Here is an 18,382-nt window from a genome sequence, read left to right on the forward strand (position 1 = left end):
TCTGATATCTGTCATCCGATACCTGTCACCTGTCACCTGTCACCTGTCACCCGGCATCTGTCAGCCGACATCCGTCACCCGCCACCTCCCACCCCACTTTGGTCCAGACCTATTGACGACAGGTCTGGACCGCGGGCACTGTCATGCCTACGACACCTCACCGCACCCCCCACCGGGAGGCCTCGCATGATCCGTCGGAAGCTGCGCCTGTTCGTCCTCGCACTCACCGCAGCCGTCCTCGCCCCACTGTCGGTCGCCACCGCCCCCACCGCATCCGCCGCCGACACCTGCGCCGTGAAGTCCCGCCCGTCCGGGAAGGTTCTCCAGGGCTACTGGGAGAACTGGGACGGCTCTTCCAACGGAGTGCACCCGCCGTTCGGATGGACGCCGATCACCGACTCCCGTATCGCCGCGCACGGCTACAACGTGATCAACGCGGCGTTCCCGGTCATCCGCTCCGACGGCACGGCGCTGTGGGAGGACGGGATGGACACCGGTGTGAAGGTCGCGACGCCGGCGGAGATGTGCGCGGCCAAGGCGTCCGGGCAGACGATCCTGCTGTCGATCGGCGGGGCGGCGGCGGGCATCGACCTCAGTTCCTCCGCCGTCGCGGACAGGTTCGTCGCGACGATCGTGCCGATCCTGAAGAAGTACAACTTCGACGGTATCGACATCGACATCGAGACGGGCCTGGTCGGCAGTGGCAGCATCGGCCAACTCTCCACGTCCCAGGCCAACCTGACCCGGATCATCGACGGCGTGCTGTCGCAGATGCCGGCCAACTTCGGGCTGACCATGGCGCCGGAGACCGCGTACGTCACGGGCGGCAGCGTCACGTACGCCTCGATCTGGGGCGCGTATCTGCCGATCGTCAAGAAGTACGCGGACAACGGGCGCCTGTGGTGGCTGAACATGCAGTACTACAACGGCAGCATGTACGGATGCTCCGGCGACTCCTACTCCGCGGGCACCGTTCAGGGCTTCACCGCGCAGACCGACTGCCTGAACAAGGGGCTGGTCGTGCAGGGCACCACCATCAAGGTGCCCTATGACAAGCAGGTCCCGGGTCTGCCCGCCCAGTCGGGCGCCGGCGGCGGCTACATGTCACCGAGCCTGGTCTCCCAGGCGTGGCGGCACTACGGCACCGGCCTCAAGGGCCTGATGACCTGGTCGATCAACTGGGACGGCTCGAAGAACTGGACCTTCGGCGACAACGTCAAGGCGCTGCAGGGCCGTTGAGAACCGGGACGGCCCGGGGAGCAGTCCACTGAGCAGTCCACTTCCCACGCGCCACCGCAGCAGTTCTCAGCGCGCCGTCGCGGTTCTCAGCGCGCCCCCGCAGTGAAGCCCGGAAGGATGAGGGTGAGCCAGCGCTCGCGGACCTCGCGTGGCTGCTCGAGGGGAGCGGTGGCCAGCAGGAGGTAGAAGTCGGCGACGGTGACGTCCGCGTGGAGGTCACCGTCCGCCTGGCCGGCGGTGATGAGCTCGGTCAGTGCGGCGGCCGCACGCGTGTCGTTCTCGGGCGCGTACGAGGCGCCGACTCCCTGCGCGGCGGCCTTCACCGCGTGGTCCTGGGCCGCGGCCTCGATGACGCGGGAGACGAGCGCGGTGAGCTCGGTCATGGCGTGCTCCCCCGCCCGTACGCGATCCGCCGCCTCCTCCACGACGAGGGTCATCCGCTCGACATGCCGGGACAGGACCGCGCCGACGAGATCGGTCTTCGTGGGGTAGTGCCGGTAGAGCGTGCCCACCGCCACCCCGGCAGCCTCGGCGATCGCGTCCATGGGCACCTCGGGGCCGTGCCGCGTGATCAGCAGATGCGCCGCGTCGAGGATCTTCTTGCGGTTGCGGACCGCGTCGGCGCGCAGCGGCCGGGCCTGGGTCATCGTGCCCTCCAGTCTCATCGAGGGGTCAAGCCTATGCGGTTCGTTTGCAGGAAAGTGAACCATGGTTCATGATGAAGGTGAGCCATGGTTCATCTTTACCTGGCGTTCCCCGCCCCGCGAGGGGCCGACTCAAAGGTTTGCCCCATGTCCAGCAAGGTCGCCCTGGTCACCGGTGCCTCCTCCGGTATCGGTGAAGTCACCGCACTCAAGCTCCAGGAGCTCGGATACACCGTGTACGGCGCTGCCCGCCGGGTGGAACGGATGTCCCGGCTCGCCGAGGCAGGCGTCCACGTCCTGCCCATGGACGTCACCGACACCGCCTCGATGCAGGCGGGTGTCGACGGGATCATCGCCGAATCGGGTCGTATCGACGTCCTGGTGAACAACGCGGGGTACGGGTCCTACGGGGCCATCGAGGACGTACCGCTGGATGAGGCGCGGGCCCAGTTCGAGGTCAACATCTTCGGCGCCGCCCGTCTGATCCAGCTCGTACTGCCGCACATGCGGGCGCAGCGGAGCGGCACGATCGTCAACATCTCGTCCATGGGCGGCAAGATCCACACCCCGCTGGGCGGTTGGTACCACGGAACGAAGTTCGCCCTCGAAGGGCTCAGCGACTGCCTGCGCATGGAGCTCAAGCCGTTCGGCGTCGACGTGGTCATCGTCGAGCCCGGAGCCATCAGGACGGAGTGGGGCGGTATCGCCGCGGACAACCTGCGCAAGACCTCCGGCGACACCGCGTACGCCGTGCAGGCCGACGCGATGGCCGAGTCCCTGGGCTCCGAGAGCACCGCCCGGCGCAGCTCCCCGCCCTCGGTCATCGCCGACACCGTCGCCAAGGCCGTCACGGCTCGCCGCCCCAGGACCCGTTACGCCGTCGGTTTCGGGGCCAGGCCTCTCATCTTCCTGCGCCGCGCCCTGCCCGACCGCGCCTACGACGCGCTCGTCGCCCGCGCCATGGGCACCCCGACCGGCGCTCGCCACTAGGACCTGTCCGACCACTGCCCGGGTCAGAGACTCCTCGGTGGTTCTCTCCACCCGCAGCAGGCCGGCCGGGGACTGAAATGACTGGTCCACCGGTCCCTGTGGTCGGTAGCCTCCGGCCATGATCGAGGACGGGGCAGGGGTTGTGGACGGGCGCGTCGCCGGGGAGCAAGGGGAGAGCGGGGAGGCGGCATCGCCTCGGGAGGTTTGCTGGCGGGGTAGGGGCGTCGCCTTCGCGCCGCTCGACGTCGACGACGCGGAGCTGATCCATGTGTGGCGTTCCGACCCCGTGGCCGCCCATGAAATCGGCATATGGCCGCGTTCCCTTTCTGCCGTGCGCGAGCGCATCGAGCGCGACCGCGACGAGCACGACCGCGACGACTTCCTCGTCCTGCTCCCCGACGGCACGCCGATCGGCCACATCGCCCTGACGGACCAGGACATGGTTGACGGCACAGCCGAGATCATGCTGCTTCTGGACCCCGATCACCGGGGCCGGGGTCATGGCACGGACGCCGTTGACGCGCTGGTCGACCTCGCCTTCGGTGAACTACCCATGCACCGCGTCCAGGCGGTCACCCACACCACCAATACAGGGGCCCTCGGCGTCCTGGCCAGGGCAGGGTTCGTTCAGGAGGGGGTGCGCCGCTCCGCCTGCCTGCACCGGGGCCGCCGATACGACGTCGCGGTGCTGGCCCTGCTCCGGGACGAGTGGCAGGAGTTCACCCGCCCCCGGTCCTGGGACGTGCTGATCACCGGCCAGTGACCTGGGCCAGGGATTCCTTGGACTCAAACCACTGGGACCTGTCCGGCCGCCAGGGCCGGGCTTTCGGATCAGCCCGGGGCCGGTGCCGAGGCCGAGGCCGGTGCCGAGGTGGCGCGGAGTGTCCGGCGATCCGAAAAGGCCCCCGGTTCCCGCATCACGGGAACCGGGGGCCTTTCACGGACAAGCCAGGTCAGCAGCCGATCAGGCGCGCGGCCAGGTAGCCCTCGATCTGGTCGAGGGAGACGCGCTCCTGCTTCATCGAGTCGCGCTCGCGCACCGTGACGGCGTTGTCGTCGAGGGTGTCGAAGTCGACCGTGACGCAGAACGGGGTGCCGATCTCGTCCTGGCGACGGTAGCGGCGGCCGATGGCGCCCGCGTCGTCGAAGTCGATGTTCCAGTGCTGGCGCAGGGCCGTGGCGAGGCCCTTGGCCTTCGGGGACAGCTCGGGGTTGCGGGAGAGCGGGAGGACGGCGACCTTGACCGGCGCGAGGCGCGGGTCGAGGCGCAGCACCGTGCGCTTCTCCATCTTGCCCTTGGCGTTGGGGGCCTCGTCCTCGACGTAGGCGTCCAGGAGGAACGCCAGCATCGCGCGGCCGACACCGGCGGCGGGCTCGATGACGTACGGAGTCCAGCGCTCGCCGGCCTCCTGGTCGAAGTAGGAGAGGTCCTGGCCGGAGGCCTTGGAGTGCGCGCCGAGGTCGTAGTCGGTGCGGTTGGCGACGCCCTCCAGCTCACCCCACTCGTTGCCGCCGAAGCTGAAGCGGTACTCGATGTCGGCGGTGCGCTTGGAGTAGTGGGAGAGCTTCTCCTTGGGGTGCTCGAACCAGCGCATGTTCTCTTCGCGCAGACCGAGGCCGGTGTACCAGTTCCAGCGCTCCTGCATCCAGTACTCCTGCCACTTCTCGTCCTCGCCCGGCTTGACGAAGAACTCCATCTCCATCTGCTCGAACTCGCGGGTGCGGAAGATGAAGTTGCCGGGCGTGATCTCGTTGCGGAAGGACTTGCCCATCTGCGCGATGCCGAAGGGCGGCTTGCGGCGCGAGGTCTGCTGGACCTGGGCGAAGTTGGTGAAGATGCCCTGGGCCGTCTCGGGGCGCAGGTAGGCGACGGAGCCGCTGTCCTGCGTGGGGCCGAGGTGGGTGGTGAGCAGGCCCGAGAACTGCTTGGGCTCGGTGAACGTGCCCTTGTTGCCGCAGTTGGGGCAGTTGAGGTCGGCGAGGCCGTTCTCCGGGAGGCGGCCGTGCTTCGCCTCGTAGGCCTCCTCCAGGTGGTCGGCGCGGTAGCGCTTGTGGCAGGAGGTGCACTCGGTGAGCGGGTCGGTGAAGGTGGCGACATGCCCCGACGCGACCCAGACCTCGGTCGCCAGGATCACCGACGAGTCGATACCGACGACGTCCTCGCGGGAGGTGACCATGTAGCGCCACCACTGACGCTTGATGTTCTCCTTGAGCTCGACGCCGAGCGGGCCGTAGTCCCAGGCGGCACGCTGTCCGCCGTAGATCTCACTACTGGGGAAAACGAAGCCACGGCGCTTGCTCAGGCTGACGATGGTGTCGATCTTGTCGGCGGCCACGGTGCTCTCTTCATTACGAACGGACGGCAGCGAATGATTCAGGTTACCGGCGCCGCCCACCCTCGTATCAAATCGGTTCGGGGACACCTCGCCCCATCGTGCCCCGTACCGGCTCATTCGCCGCCTCGTTTACCTAGGGCTTACCGAGGGCTTGTTGACAATCGTTTCCAGGTTTGTTGAAAATGACTGTCATGAACGTACGACGGCGCCTCGCCGCTTCTCGAATAAGCACTGCCGGGCCCGCGGTCCTGGCAGCCACCGCCGTCGGCCTCGGCGCCCTCACCGGCTGCTCGGCTTCCACGGCGGCCGACGGCAGGAGCGACGGGAAGCTCGACATCGTGGCGTCGTTCTACCCCATGCAGTACCTCGCCGAGCAGATCGGCGGGACGCACGTGCACGTCACGAGCCTGACCCAGCCCGGTCAGGAGCCGCACGACCTGGAGATCAGCGCCCGGCAGACCGCGCAGCTCCAGTCGGCGGACGCCGTCGTCTACCTCAAGAACCTGCAGCCGGCCGTCGACGACGCCGTGGCGCAGTCCGAGGTCAAGACCAAGATCGACGCCGCGTCGCTGACGACCCTGGAGAAGCACGGCAACGAGGTCGGCGGGCACGCGGCCTCGCACGACACCTCCAAGGGCGAGGAGAGCGGCTCCGCCGACCCGCACATCTGGCTCGACCCGGTGAGGTACGGCCAGGTCGCCGAAGGGGTCGCCAAGGCGCTCAAGAAGGCCGACCCGAAGCACGCCGCGGACTACGACAGGAACATGGCGGCGCTGCGGAAGAAGTTCGCCGATCTCGACACCCAGTACAAGACCGGGCTGACGAACACCAGGACCAAGGTCTTCATCACCACGCACGCCGCCTTCGGCTACCTCGCCGAGCGCTACGGCCTCACCGAGGAGGCCATCAACGGTCTGGACCCGGAGTCGGAGCCCAGCGCGAACCGCGTGAAGGACCTTGAGAAGATGGCGAAGGCCGACGGCGTCTCGACGGTCTTCTACGAGACGCTCGTCAGCGACAAGACCGCCAAGACCATCGCCGGCGACGCGAACCTGAAGACGGACGTCCTCGACCCGATCGAGGGCATCACCGGCAAGTCCAGGGGCAGCGACTACTTCCAGGTCATGGAGTCGAACCTGAAGGCGCTGCGAACGGCGTTGGGCGCCAAGTGACACCCAGTCCGAGTTCCAGGAGGAGAGCGTGAGCGAGCCCGTCATATCCCTGCGCGGCGTGACCGCCGAGCTGGGTTCGCGCCCCGTCCTGCGCGGCATCGACCTCACCGTGCACCGCGGTGAGGTCGTCGCGCTGCTCGGCGCCAACGGCTCCGGCAAGTCGACGGCCATCCGCAGCGTCATCGGCCAGGTCCCGGTCAGCGGCGGCGAGATAGAGATCTTCGGCACCCCGCGGCGCCGCTTCCGCGACTGGAAGCGGGTGGGGTACGTGCCGCAGCGCACGACCGCCGCGGGCGGCGTGCCCGCCACGGTGACCGAGATCGTCGCCTCCGGCCGGCTCTCCCGTGCCCGCTTCGGCGTGCTGCGCAAGGCCGACCACGAGGCCGTACGGCACGCCCTGGAGCTCGTCGGCATGGCGGACCGCGCCAAGGACTCGGTGAACGCCCTGTCGGGCGGCCAGCACCAGCGCGTCCTGATCGCCCGCGCCCTCGCCTCCGAACCCGAGCTGCTGATCATGGACGAGCCGATGGCGGGCGTCGACCTCGCGAGCCAGGAGGTGCTGGCCCGGACCCTGCGCGAGCAGGTCGCGGCGGGCACCACCGTCCTGCTCGTCCTGCACGAGCTGGGCCCCCTGGAGCCACTGATCGACCGCGCGGTCGTCCTGCGCGACGGCTGCGTCCTGCACGACGGCCCGCCCCCGCGGGCGGTCGGCCAGCACGCGCTGCCCGGCCACGACCACGTACACCCGCACGCGGCTCACGACGCCGAACCGATCCGGACGGGACTGCTGAGCTGATGGGACCGCAGAGCTGATGGACATCCTGAACTACGACTTCATGCAGCGGGCGCTGCTCGCCGCCGTCCTGGTGGGCATCACCGCGCCCGCTGTCGGCATCTACCTCGTCCAGCGCCGCCAGGCCCTGATGGGCGACGGCATCGGCCATGTGGCGATGACCGGTGTCGGCCTCGGCTTCCTGCTCTCCACCAACCCGGTGTGGATGGCGACGGCCGTCTCGGTCCTCGGCGCCGTGATCATGGAGCTGATCCGCTGGTACGGCAAGACGCGCGGCGACATCGCGCTCGCCATGCTCTTCTACGGCGGTATGGCGGGCGGCGTGATGTTCATCAACCTCGCGCCGGGCGGGTCCAACGCCAACCTGACCTCGTACCTCTTCGGCTCCCTGTCCACGGTCTCCGAGTCCGACGTGACGGCGATCTGCGTACTCGCGGCCTTCGTGGTCCTGGTCACCCTGGGCCTGCGCCGACAGCTGTTCGCGGTCAGCCAGGACGAGGAGTTCGCGCGGGTGACGGGCCTGCCGGTGCGTGCCCTGAACCTGCTCACCGCCGTCACCGCCGCCGTCACCGTGACGGTCGCGATGCGGGTGGTCGGCCTGCTCCTGGTCAGCGCGCTGATGGTGGTCCCGGTGGCCGCGGCCCAGCAGCTCAGCCGCAGCTTCGCCGCCACCTTCGCGATCGCGGTGGCCATCGGGGTGAGCGTGACGATCGGCGGCACCGTGACGTCGTACTACCAGGACGTGCCGCCCGGTGCGACGATCGTGTTGCTGACCATCGGCGCGTTCATCGTGCTCACCGCGCTGGCGACCCCGCTGGCCCGGCGCCGTGCCCGGGCCCTGGCCGCCGCGCAGGGGGCCGGAGACCCCGCGGAGTGCGCAATTCCGGCCACCCGCGGCCCGGAACGCAAGGTCGGCGTCTGACCACGCACAGTCCGGGCTGGCACAATGGCCGGGCAAGGGCAGACGTGAGGAGGCAACGGTGACAACCGCTGGATCGCCCGTTCGGGGCCGTTCCACCCGGCAGCGTGCCGCCGTGGCGGCGGCACTCGACGAGGTGGACGAGTTCCGCAGTGCGCAGGAGCTCCACGACATGCTCAAGCACAAGGGTGACTCCGTCGGACTCACCACCGTGTACCGCACGCTGCAGTCCCTCGCCGACGCCGGCGAGGTCGACGTACTGCGTACCTCCGACGGCGAGTCCGTCTACCGCCGCTGCTCCACCGGCGAGCACCACCACCACCTCGTCTGCCGCGTCTGCGGCAAGGCGGTCGAGGTCGAGGGCCCGGCCGTCGAGAAGTGGGCGGAGGCGATCGCGGTGGAGTACGGCTATGTGAACGTCGCGCACACGGTGGAGATCTTCGGCACCTGCGCGGACTGCGCGCAGTGCGCGGCGGCGAAGGGCTGAACCCCGAGCGCGTCAGACGCGTGTCAGGTTGCGGTCGAGGATCGCCCGCAACCTCTCCACGTCCGCGGGGGTCCGGGCGGCGCGCTTGGGCAGCACGGTGAAGCAGGCGGCGTTCTTGTCGGCGCTGAACAGGACGAAGATGTCCGGCTTCTCGCGGTAGCGGGGCTGGGCGGCCCAGTTGACCGACGCCGTCGTGTTGTCGGTGGTCACCGACACCCCGGCGTCCGTCACCCTCACCCGGAAGGTGCCGTGCCGCTCCGAGATGCGGTACACGTGACGGGCCTGGAGCCAGGGCGTGAACCCGATCAGGAGCGCGCTGAAGACCATCCAGACCAGCAGGAACACCGGCACCTCGCCGCCGGCCAGCGCGACCACACCCTCCAGGGCGACGAAGACGGCCACGACGCCGACCAACCCGAGCTGGATCCGGCTCGCCCGGCTGACACGTCTTCGCGCGCTCAGCGCCGAGGTGTACTCCCCGACGGCCGGCCGGTACTCCAGCTCGACGGCATCCGCCCCGTACCCCTGCCCCTGCAATTCCTGCTGCTGCGCAGCACCCTGGTCCTCGACCACGGCCCCTCCCCAGTGCGGTGGTGATGAGCCGTGATCGTAACGTCAGGTTCGGACAACGCCCCAGGCAGCAGGTGCTACGAGCCGTCGCCCCGCATGCCCTGCTCCATCGCGAGCAGTTGCTCGTTCGGGACGGCGCCGCCGAAGCGGCGGTCGCGCTGGGCGAACTCGACGCACGCCCGCCACAGGTCGCGCCGGTCGAAGTCCGGCCACAGCACGTTCTGGAAGACCATCTCGGCGTAGGCGCTCTGCCAGAGCAGGTAGTTGGAGGTGCGCTGCTCGCCGCTCGGCCGCAGGAACAGGTCCACGTCGGGCATGTCCGGGTAGTAGAGGTACTTCGCGAAGGTCTTCTCGGTGACCTTCGACGGGTCGAGCCGGCCGTCCTTGATGTCCTGAGCCAAGGCCTGCGCGGCGTCGGTGATTTCGGCGCGACCGCCGTAGTTCATGCAGAAGTACAACGTCAGCCGGTTGTTGTCCTTGGTCTGCTCCTGGGCGATCTGGAGCTCCTTGGCCACCGACTTCCACAGCTTGGGCATCCGGCCCACCCAGCGGACCCGGATGCCGAGTTCGTCGAGCTGGTCGCGGGTCTTGCGGATGAAGTCGCGGTTGAAGTTCATCAGGAAGCGCACCTCGTCGGGCGAGCGCTTCCAGTTCTCGGTGGAGAAGGCGTACAGCGAGATGGCGCCGACCCCCATCTCGATCGCGCCCTGCAGCACGTCGAGGACGCGCTCGGCGCCGACCTTGTGCCCCTCGGTACGCGGCAGCCCGCGCTCCTTCGCCCAGCGCCCGTTCCCGTCCATCACGATCGCCACGTGGTTCGGGATCAGCTCACCGGGGAGCTTGGGCGCGACGGCTCCGGACGGGTGCGGTTCCGGCGTCCTGTACTCGCGGCGCTGGCGTCCCAGGATCCCGCGTACGACCATGTGCTTCTCGTCTCCCTCAGTCTTACTTTTCCACGTACCGGAGTGAGCGCAGCCCGCGCTCCAGATGCCAGTGCAGATAGGCCGACACCAGCCCGCTGCCCTCCCGGACATACCGCGGCTCGCACGCGTCCGCGGTCTCCCAGTCTCCCGTCAGCAGCGCGCCGAGCAGTTCGAGGGCCCCCGCCGAGGGTACGACGCTGCCGGGCACCCGGCAGTCCACGCAGACGGAACCTCCCGCCGCGACCGAGAAGAACCGATTCGGTCCCGGCATCCCGCACTTCGCGCAGGCGCTGAAGCTGGGCGCGTAGCCGTTCACGGCGAGGGAGCGCAGCAGGAAGGCGTCGAGGACGAGGTGCGGCTCGTGCTCGCCCCGGGCGAGGGTGCGCAGCCCGCCGACGAGCAGCAGATACTGCTGCACGGCGGGCTCCCCCTCGTGATCGGTGAACCGCTCGGCGGTTTCGAGCATGGCCGTACCGGCGGTGTAGCGCGCGTAGTCCGTCACGATCCCGCCGCCGTACGGAGCGATCGTCTCGCTCTGCGTGCACAGCGGAAGGCCGCGCCCGATCAGCTCGCTCCCCCGCGCGAAGAACTGCACGTCCACGTGTGAGAAGGGTTCGAGCCGCGCCCCGAACTTCGACTTGGTCCGCCGTACACCACGGGCCACGGCCCGTACGCGGCCGTGACCGCGGGTGAGCAGCGTGATGATCCGGTCCGCCTCACCCAGCTTCTGGGTGCGCAGCACGATGCCGTCGTCGCGGAACAGACTCATGGGGCCATTCTCGCGTACGCAAGGGCGTGCACCGGCGGGTGCCGTACTTCTTGCCGGTGAAGATGGCCGACTCGCCTGGCGGCCGACCGCTCACGTCGGTAAGACTCTCGGTATGAGCCTGGAGCGAGTCACCATCACCATCCCGAGCGAGACGCTCGACGCGGTCAAGTCGGCCGCCGAGCGCGAAGGCCTGAGTGTCTCCGCCTGGCTTTCGCGTGCCGCCGAACACGCGGCGAAGATCGAAGCCGGGCTGGCCGCGGCGGAGGAGGCCATGGCATACGTCGATCCACCCACGCCGGACGAGCAGGCATGGGTCGACGATTTCATGAACCGCGTGACTCAGCCCACGCCCACGGCCGAGCAGTCGCAGGGTGCCGCGTGAACGTGCTCAGGCCCGTGGTCTATGACGCCGGGGCACTGATCGCCGCGGAACGGAACCACGCCGCTTTCTGGCGAGCCCACCGCTCCTACCTCACCGCGGGCGGCCTGCCCCTGGCACCCGCACCGGTCGTGGCGCAGGCCTGGCGGGATGGCGCCCGCCAGGCCCAGTTGGCCCGGATCCTCAACGGCTGCGAGGTCCCCGTACTCGATCACGCACTCGCCAGGAGGGTGGGGGCGCTCTTGGGACAGGCCGCCACGTCGGACCCGGTCGACGGCACCGTCGCGGTGCTGGCGGCGGACCTCGGTGGCGTGATTGTCACGTCGGACCCCGGAGACATCCAGCACCTCCTGGACCGACTCGGTCCCGCGGGCAAGCGTGCCGAGGTCGCTCCGTTGCACTGACGCCGGCCGAACCAGCGCTCACGGAACCTCACCGCGGCTGCGTGCGTTCGCACACGCCGTGGCCGCGCTGAGCCGCTCCGCCGCGGTGGCCCGCCGAACGGCGTCCGGCGCGCAGTCCCACTCCTTGCCCCCACCCAGCGGTCTCAGCTGTACGTACGGTCCCTCGTGTCCCATCACCATGCCCACCCTCCCTGTGTGCGTGTCGACGACGAACGAGCCGATCGGCGGCTCCGTCGGCGGCCTCACCACGGCGCCACCGCGTGCCGGGTCGCGACCTCGATGGAGCAGCCGCCCCGTTCGACACGCGGACAAGATGCCTCGCGCGCCGAACTCGCCGGATCGATCCGGAGCGACGGCGACGTAATTCCGGCCCTCTCCAGTGCCGCCCGTAATTCCTTCACCGTTACCTCCGCCTCTTCGACGCAGAGCGCCGCGTGCAGTGCCTTCACCCTGCTCCCCCGACCTGCCGAGTTTCACTCTTCGCATCTCCAAAGTGACGCTCCGCATCTACACTCGGCAGGAGTCCGTCCCTACAAGTTCGGCGCGCCGTAGGTGCGCTCCCCCCACCCCAGGTCAGCCGACCTCGCCGGTGTTCGAGTGACGCAGGCACTAGTGTGATGCCGCAGAACAGGCGTGCGACACAGGGGATTTGGGAAAGGTGACCGGCCATGCCGCTGAGCACCGGGGAATCGGAGTCCATCGGGTCGATAGGCGGCTACACGCTCGTCGACCGGCTCGGCAGCGGTGGCATGGGCGTCGTCTACCTGGGACGTTCCGCCTCGGGACGGCAGGTCGCGGTCAAGGTCGTACACGCGCAGTACGCGCAGGACGAGGAGTTCCGCGTCCGCTTCCGGCAGGAGATCTCGGCGGCCCGCCGGGTGAGCGGAGCGTTCACCGCTCCCGTGGTGGACGCCGATCCGGACGCCGAAGTGCCGTGGATGGCGACGCTGTACGTGCCGGGCCGGACGCTGTCCGAAATCGTGGCGAAGGAGGGCCCGTTGAGCGGGCACGCGCTGCGCACACTGGCGTTGGGGCTCGTCGAGGCGCTGCGGGACATCCACCAGGCCGGTGTGGTGCACCGGGATCTGAAGCCGAGCAACGTCCTGCTGGCCGAGGACGGTCCGCGCGTCATCGACTTCGGTATCTCGCGCGCCGCCGACAACCAGGCCCTCACCGTGACGGGGCGGCTGATCGGTACCCCGCCCTTCATGTCCCCGGAGCAGTTCGCCTCGCCCCGGGACGTCACCGCCGCCTCGGACGTGTTCTCGCTGGGCTCGCTGCTGGTGTACGCGGCCACCGGCAACCGTCCCTTCGACGGCGGCAGCCCGTACATGACGGGCTATCAGGTGGTGCACGAGCAGCCGACCCTGGACGGCGTACCGGAGCCTCTCAGGAGCATCGCCGAACGCTGCCTGGACAAGGACGCGACCGCCCGGCCCGACCTCACCGAGCTGCACCGACTGTTCAGGGACCTGCCGGACGTGGCGACCGCCCCTGCCACTCCGGCGCCGTCGGGCCCCTCGACCGTCGTGGGAGGCCGCAGGGCCGCCCGGAGGCACGGTGACACGACGACCTCGACCGGCTCCGGCCGCCGCGGTCGCCGGGTACGCCTCCTCGTCGCTCTCGGCGCGGCCCTGGCCGTCACGGCGGTGACCGCGTCGGTGTACTACCTGGTGGCGCGCCCGAAGAGCACCGAGGGCACCCCCGGCGGGCGGACGACCGCGTCCCGCGCCGCCGCTTCTCCCGCCGCGGCGCTCCCCGCCGGCTGGAAGCCCTGGCGCGCGAACCTCACCCAGGCCCCGGACAAGGCGTACGCGGACATCTCCGTCAGCGGCTCGGAGTCCGGCTGCCTGTCCGGCGGCTCCTCCCTGTACTGCGCGGGGTCCGGCTTCACGGTCGCCAAGCTCGACGCCGCCTCCGGCCGCGTCGAGTGGCGGGCCGGCCACACCCCGCAGACCACGCTGCCGCTCGGCGTCCGGGACGGGATCGTGTACACCTACGAGAAGCCGGGCCTGAACGTGCGCGAGACCTGGCGACTGGTCGCCCTCTCCGCCGGCACCGGAAAACGGCTCTGGTACCGCCCGATCAACGAGGTCCGGCCCGCCGTCCTGTTCGACGGCGGCATCCTCGCGAAGTCGGACGACGGGGAGGACGGGACGGAGTTCGTCGCCTTCGACGCCCGGACGGGCAAGGATCTGTGGCGGACACCGGCGAGGTCGTCGGTGACCAACTCCTGCTCCCCGCTGGCCCTGGGCGGCATCCCCTACGGCCTGTGCACGCAGCAGAACTCCGACACGGGCCCGACCGGCCTGGTGCGCCTCGACCCGGCCGACGGCACGGCGCACGACCTCGCCAAGCTGCCCCACGGGGTGGTGCCGCTGGGCACCACGGGCGGGCAGCCGCTGTTCGCGGTGCCACGGAATGCGGCGGAGGACGAGTTCGCCGACAACGCGGACACCCCGTACTCGAGCCTGCTGAGGGTGAACCCGACCAGCGGCGCCCTCGTCCGGATCCCCCTGGCGGGCCCCCCGCGCGGCTCGGTCACCCTCCTCGACGGCGTCGTGTACTTCGTCCGGCCCGACGGGACCGTCACCGCGGTCAGGGTGACCGACGGCGCCCGGCTCTGGCAGCGTGAGACGCAGATCGAGAATCTGTCGAAGCCGGTGCTGTCGACGACGTACGACGACCTCTTCCTCGCCAACCGCTACGGCCGACTGCTCGCGCTCGACCGCGCGACCGGCGCCGCGCGGTGCAACACGGACAAGCTGGACAACCCGGGGAACTCGCCGGAGACCACGGTCCCGAGCCTGCTGCTCGTGAAGGACGCGATCGTGGCCGTGGCGGGCGACACGGCCTTCTCCGTACGCCCGGACCGCCCCAAGGCCACACCGAAGCCGGCCGCGACCGGGAAGTGACCCACGTCGTCGGCCGACCGCTTCGCCGGTTCACCGGGTCACGGACACCAACCCCGCCTCGTACGCGATGATGACCAGCTGGACCCGGTCCCGTGCGTCCAGCTTGGACAGCAGGCGGGTCAGGTACGTCTTCGCCGTGGCGACGCTGATGAAGAGCCGTTCGGCTATCTCGGCGTTGGACAGGCCCGTGCCGACCAGGGTGAGGACCTCGCGCTCGCGGTCCGTGATCGCGGTCAGGTCGCGGCGTGGCCGCGCGGGCTCGAAGGAGCGCGCGGAGGTGAAGTCCTGGATCAGGCGGCGGGTGACGCTGGGGGCGATGAGGGCGTCGCCGGCCGCCACGACCCGTATGGCACCGATGATGTCGTCCATGGCCATGTCCTTGACCAGGAACCCCGACGCGCCCGCGCGCAAAGCCCCGTACACGTAGTCGTCGTCGTCAAAGGTGGTCAGGACCACGACCCTCGACTCGCCCGCGCCCGTCGTGATCCGGCGGGTCGCCTCGATGCCGTCCACGCCGGGCATGCGGATGTCCATCACCACGACGTCGGGCCGGAGTTCCTCGGCGCGGGTCACCGCCTCCTCGCCGTCCGCGGCCTCCCCCACCACCTCCACGTCCTCGATGTCGGCGATGACCATCCGCAGGGCCGTGCGGATCAGCTGCTGGTCGTCGGCGAGGACGACACGGATCGGCATCACGCGGCCACCGTCGCCGCGGTCACCGTCGCCGCGGTCCCCGGGACCGGCAGGCGGGCCGTCACCCGGAAGCCGCCCTCGGGACGGGGGCCCGCCGTGAACTCGCCGTGCAGCAGGGCCACGCGCTCACGCATCCCGACCAGGCCGAAACCGGTGTCGGTGGTGCCACCCCGGCCCCGGCCGTCATCAGTGACCTCGACGGCCACGTGCTCCTCCAGGTAGTCGACCGTCACCCGGCAGGCGGGCGTCGCCGCGTGGCGTACGACGTTCGTGATCGACTCCTGGACGATCCGGAAGACGGAGAGGTCGATGTCCGGGGGGAGTTGGCGGCGCGCGCCCTTCCAGTGGACGTCGACCCGGACGCCCGCCGCCGTTGTCGCGGCGGCCAGGCGGTCGAGGTCCGCAAGGCCCTCGGCCGGGTGCAACCGGTCGGCCTCGGCGGCGGCCCGGGCCCGGTGCCGGTCCTGGTCCGCATGGCGCAGGGCGACCAGCATCCGGCGCAGCCCCGACAGGGTCTCCCGTCCGGCCGTCTCCACCGCCGTCATCGCCTCGCGGGCGGCATCCGGCTGGGTGTGGACGACGCGGGCCGCCGCCCCGGCCTGCAGGGCGATGATGCCGATGCTGTGGGCGACCATGTCGTGCATCTCGCGGGCGATGCGCAGGCGTTCGTCGGTGACCGCCTGGGTGGCGGCCCGGGCGCGAAGCGTCTCGCCGTACTCGCGGGTGCGGTGCGAGGCGTCGCCGAGGAGCCAGGCGACGACGGCCGTCAGCGCCACGGTCAGCTCTTCCAGCGTGCCGATGCCCCACCCGCGCAGCAGCCGTAGGGACTCCCAGCCCACCAGGACGGCGAGCGCCGTGCAGAGGGCGGCGACTCCGGTGCGGCGGGGGCGGCCGGCCGCGATGAAGTAGAGGGCGAGGTCGACGGCGAGGAACTGGGCCAGTTGGATCGCCACCGCGGCCAGGTTGGTGGTGAGGAAGGCGGCGGCCGTCAGGAGCAGGGCGAGGGCCCCGAGCGGCCGTCGGTGCAACCACATGCTGCCGAGCAGCGCCAGGGCGCAGGCGATGGTCAGGACCACCAGACCGTCCCAGCGGTAGAACTGGGTGGCGGCAAGCTCGTTGGCTGCCTCCTCACCGGGGAGTCGTACGCGGGCGAGGAAGGTGAACGCCGTGCTCGCGCTCCAGGCCAGGGCCACCCAGGCACCGGGCGGCACGAGCTTGAGGCGGGGCGGGAGCGGCATGGCATGCATGCGGCGATCGTAGGCACGCGGGCCGTGAAGGGGCATCGGTCCGGGGACGTACACCCCTGGTCGACACCGGCCGGGGAGAGTGTCGGCCACGGGGCGATACCGCGGGGCGGGGCGCCGACGAGACGGTGGTCGGTGTGATCGAAGTCAACGAACTGACCAAACGGTACGGCGACACCAGCGCCGTACGAAATCTGACGTTCCAGGTGCGCCCGGGGCACGTCACCGGGTTCCTCGGCCCGAACGGCGCGGGCAAGACCACGACGCTGCGCATGCTCCTCGGGCTGATCGGCCCGACCGGCGGGAGCGCGACGATCGACGGGCAGCCGTTCCGGCGTCATCGGCGCGGGTTGCGGCACGTGGGCGCGCTGCTCGACGCGGGCGACGTGCACGGCGGGCGCGGCGCGCGGGCCCATCTGGAGGCGCTGGCGCGGAGCAATCGCATCCCCCGGAGCCGGGTGGACGAGGTGCTGGAGGAGGTGGGGCTCGCGGGGGCGGCGGCGCGGCGCCGGGTCGACGGGTTCTCGCTGGGCATGCGGCAGCGGCTCGGCATCGCCACCGCGCTGCTCGGCGAACCTCCGGTGCTGCTCTTCGACGAACCCCTCAACGGGCTCGATCCGGAAGGTGTGTTGTGGGTACGGAAGCTGTTTCGCGGGCTCGCCGCCGAGGGGCGTACCGTCTTCGTCTCCAGCCATCTGATGTCCGAGATGGAGCACACCGCGGACGAGCTGATCGTCATCGGCCGGGGTGAGCTGATCGCCGCGGAGAGCGTGACCGCGTTCGCGGCGCGCGGCACCCGGCCGACGGTGACCGTGCGGACGCCGGACCTCGCGAAGCTCACGGCCGTGCTGTCCGAGGAGGGCGCGGCGGTGGCGCCGTACGACGACCGGACCCTCAAGGTGACGGGCCCGAGCGCGGCACGCATCGGTGAACTCGCCCTCCACCACCGGATCCTGCTCGAGGAACTGTCCCCGCAGGCCGCGTCCCTGGAGGCCGCCTTCATGGAACTGACCGCCGAGAGCACCGAGTTCCTCGCCGGAGACGCCCGATGACCACTCTCGCCCTCACCCCCGCTCCCGCACACCCCGCCGCGCGGTTCACCGATCTTCTCGCCGCCGAGTGGATCAAACTCCGTTCCCTGCGCTCGACCTACTGGGCGCTCGGCGCGGGCGCCCTCGTCGTCGTCGGCTTCAACGCCAACGCGGCACGGGTGCACGCGCACGACTATCCGCGCTTCAACCCCCAAATACGCTCCGTCGCATGGAAGTTGGCCTTGCGTGACGCCTTCACCGACGGATCGGCACTGATCCTGGTCCTCGCGGCGGCGAGCATCGGCGCGATCACGGTCGTCGGGGAGTACTCGACGGGCCTGATCCGTACGACCCTCGCCGCCGTCCCGGACCGGCGTGCCCTGATGGCGGCGAAGGTCGTGGTGGTGACGGCGGTCATGACGCTGTACGGCGCGTGCGTCGCGAGTGCCTCCTTCGCCTCGACGCAGGCGATCCTCACCAGCCGTCACGCCGCCGTGTCGATCACCCACTTCGGTGCCCTGCGCGTGGTCGTCGCCTCCGCGCTGCTCGCCCCGGTCTGCGCGCTGGCGGGCATGGCCTTGGGGGCCCTGATCCGGCACAGCGCGAGCACGATGGTCGCCGTCACCGCCGTCCTGCTCCTCGTCCCCAGCTTCATCACCGACCGCTACCGCTGGACGGCCGCCGTGCGGCACGCCATGCCCGTCAACGCCTGGACGCGGCTGACCGACATCGCCTACGGCCACGATCCCTTCACCCGGCTCCCCCGCTACGGGGCGACGGTGACGGGCAGTTGGGTGGTACTGGGGGCGTGGGCGGTGGTGTCGGCGGTGATCGTCGTGGTGGCGGTGGACCGCCGGGACGTGTGAGGGGTCGT

20 protein-coding genes are annotated in these 18,382 nt (G+C 70.3%); 12 read left to right on the forward strand and 8 right to left on the reverse strand.

All coding sequences use genetic code 11. The features are described from left to right. Positions 1–186 precede the first annotated feature (186 nt). Positions 187–1,239 (forward strand): chitinase, encoded by a 1,053-nt coding sequence (locus OG798_RS20000; protein WP_328757426.1) that lies wholly within the window; start codon positions 187–189, stop codon positions 1,237–1,239. Positions 1,240–1,325: 86 nt separating this feature from the next. Here OG798_RS20000 and OG798_RS20005 read toward each other — a convergent pair whose 3' ends face one another. Further along, the gene (locus OG798_RS20005) at positions 1,326–1,904 is read right to left on the reverse strand and encodes a TetR/AcrR family transcriptional regulator (protein WP_257039461.1); all 579 of its coding nucleotides are present in this window, start codon (positions 1,902–1,904) and stop codon (positions 1,326–1,328) included. Between the two features lie 126 nt (positions 1,905–2,030). Here OG798_RS20005 and OG798_RS20010 point away from each other — a divergent pair, with 126 nt between their 5' ends. Both OG798_RS20010 and OG798_RS20015 read left to right on the forward strand, forming a co-directional pair. Continuing rightward, complete coding sequence (locus OG798_RS20010) at positions 2,031–2,873, forward strand: oxidoreductase (protein ID WP_095854775.1); 843 nt, start codon at positions 2,031–2,033, stop codon at positions 2,871–2,873. Between the two features lie 118 nt (positions 2,874–2,991). Further along, entirely contained in the window at positions 2,992–3,636 is a 645-nt protein-coding gene (locus OG798_RS20015) for a GNAT family N-acetyltransferase (RefSeq protein ID WP_095854774.1), read from the forward strand. Between the two features lie 190 nt (positions 3,637–3,826). Here the strand turns inward: OG798_RS20015 and OG798_RS20020 are convergent, their stop codons facing one another. Further along, entirely contained in the window at positions 3,827–5,209 is a 1,383-nt protein-coding gene (locus OG798_RS20020; protein WP_060901977.1) for a glycine--tRNA ligase, read from the reverse strand. Between the two features lie 191 nt (positions 5,210–5,400). On the opposite strand from OG798_RS20020, the gene OG798_RS20025 reads away from it, so the two are divergent. The 4 genes from OG798_RS20025 to OG798_RS20040 are packed head-to-tail and all read left to right on the forward strand — an operon-like array spanning position 5,401 to position 8,580. Further along, on the forward strand, positions 5,401–6,381 hold the full coding sequence (locus OG798_RS20025; RefSeq protein WP_095854773.1) for a metal ABC transporter substrate-binding protein: 981 nt from the start codon (positions 5,401–5,403) through the stop codon (positions 6,379–6,381). A 28-nt stretch (positions 6,382–6,409) separates the two neighbouring features. Further along, positions 6,410–7,177 carry a metal ABC transporter ATP-binding protein gene (locus OG798_RS20030; protein WP_054235483.1) on the forward strand — a complete coding sequence of 256 codons (768 nt, stop codon included), beginning with the start codon at positions 6,410–6,412 and terminating at the stop codon, positions 7,175–7,177. Positions 7,178–7,193: 16 nt separating this feature from the next. After that, the gene (locus tag OG798_RS20035) at positions 7,194–8,096 is read left to right on the forward strand and encodes a metal ABC transporter permease (protein WP_067369819.1); all 903 of its coding nucleotides are present in this window, start codon (positions 7,194–7,196) and stop codon (positions 8,094–8,096) included. A gap of 58 nt (positions 8,097–8,154) precedes the next feature. Then, positions 8,155–8,580, forward strand: a complete 426-nt coding sequence (locus OG798_RS20040) for a Fur family transcriptional regulator (RefSeq protein ID WP_095854772.1) — start codon at positions 8,155–8,157, stop codon at positions 8,578–8,580. Positions 8,581–8,592: 12 nt separating this feature from the next. Here the strand turns inward: OG798_RS20040 and OG798_RS20045 are convergent, their stop codons facing one another. The 3 genes from OG798_RS20045 to recO all read right to left on the reverse strand — a co-directional run bounded on the left by OG798_RS20045 (position 8,593) and on the right by recO (position 10,842). After that, positions 8,593–9,153 (reverse strand): YcxB family protein, encoded by a 561-nt coding sequence (locus OG798_RS20045; RefSeq protein WP_328757428.1) that lies wholly within the window; start codon positions 9,151–9,153, stop codon positions 8,593–8,595. A 74-nt stretch (positions 9,154–9,227) separates the two neighbouring features. Next, a complete protein-coding gene (locus tag OG798_RS20050) occupies positions 9,228–10,073 on the reverse strand; it encodes an isoprenyl transferase (RefSeq protein WP_095854770.1) in 846 nt (281 codons plus the stop codon). Between the two features lie 22 nt (positions 10,074–10,095). Continuing rightward, the gene (gene recO, locus OG798_RS20055) at positions 10,096–10,842 is read right to left on the reverse strand and encodes a DNA repair protein RecO (protein WP_054235479.1); all 747 of its coding nucleotides are present in this window, start codon (positions 10,840–10,842) and stop codon (positions 10,096–10,098) included. A gap of 112 nt (positions 10,843–10,954) precedes the next feature. Between recO and OG798_RS20060 the strand changes: the two genes are divergently transcribed. Continuing rightward, a complete protein-coding gene (locus OG798_RS20060) occupies positions 10,955–11,224 on the forward strand; it encodes a CopG family transcriptional regulator (RefSeq protein ID WP_095854769.1) in 270 nt (89 codons plus the stop codon). Continuing rightward, positions 11,221–11,625 (forward strand): twitching motility protein PilT, encoded by a 405-nt coding sequence (locus OG798_RS20065; RefSeq protein ID WP_220788872.1) that lies wholly within the window; start codon positions 11,221–11,223, stop codon positions 11,623–11,625. Before OG798_RS20060 ends, OG798_RS20065 begins: the two co-directional genes overlap by 4 nt. Positions 11,626–11,643: 18 nt before the next feature. Here OG798_RS20065 and OG798_RS20070 read toward each other — a convergent pair whose 3' ends face one another. Next, positions 11,644–11,871, reverse strand: coding sequence for a hypothetical protein (locus OG798_RS20070; protein WP_261684592.1), 228 nt, complete (start codon positions 11,869–11,871; stop codon positions 11,644–11,646). 422 nt (positions 11,872–12,293) lie between these two features. Between OG798_RS20070 and OG798_RS20075 the strand changes: the two genes are divergently transcribed. Beyond that, on the forward strand, positions 12,294–14,540 hold the full coding sequence (locus OG798_RS20075) for a protein kinase domain-containing protein (protein WP_328757430.1): 2,247 nt from the start codon (positions 12,294–12,296) through the stop codon (positions 14,538–14,540). A gap of 30 nt (positions 14,541–14,570) precedes the next feature. On the opposite strand, the gene OG798_RS20080 is transcribed toward OG798_RS20075, so the two are convergent. Both OG798_RS20080 and OG798_RS20085 read right to left on the reverse strand, forming a co-directional pair. Then, a complete protein-coding gene (locus OG798_RS20080) occupies positions 14,571–15,233 on the reverse strand; it encodes a response regulator (protein ID WP_097225988.1) in 663 nt (220 codons plus the stop codon). Then, positions 15,233–16,480: a sensor histidine kinase gene (locus OG798_RS20085; RefSeq protein WP_328757431.1), complete on the reverse strand. Its 1,248-nt coding sequence runs from the start codon at positions 16,478–16,480 to the stop codon at positions 15,233–15,235. Before OG798_RS20085 ends, OG798_RS20080 begins: the two co-directional genes overlap by 1 nt. 134 nt (positions 16,481–16,614) lie before the next feature. Between OG798_RS20085 and OG798_RS20090 the strand changes: the two genes are divergently transcribed. Both OG798_RS20090 and OG798_RS20095 read left to right on the forward strand, forming a co-directional pair. After that, on the forward strand, positions 16,615–17,529 hold the full coding sequence (locus OG798_RS20090; protein WP_328757432.1) for an ATP-binding cassette domain-containing protein: 915 nt from the start codon (positions 16,615–16,617) through the stop codon (positions 17,527–17,529). Next, positions 17,526–18,374: an ABC transporter permease gene (locus tag OG798_RS20095; protein ID WP_328757433.1), complete on the forward strand. Its 849-nt coding sequence runs from the start codon at positions 17,526–17,528 to the stop codon at positions 18,372–18,374. The genes OG798_RS20090 and OG798_RS20095 overlap by 4 nt, the downstream gene beginning before the upstream one ends. Positions 18,375–18,382: the final 8 nt, after the last annotated feature.

This window comes from Streptomyces sp. NBC_00271 (assembly GCF_036178845.1).
Lineage (GTDB): Bacteria > Actinomycetota > Actinomycetes > Streptomycetales > Streptomycetaceae > Streptomyces.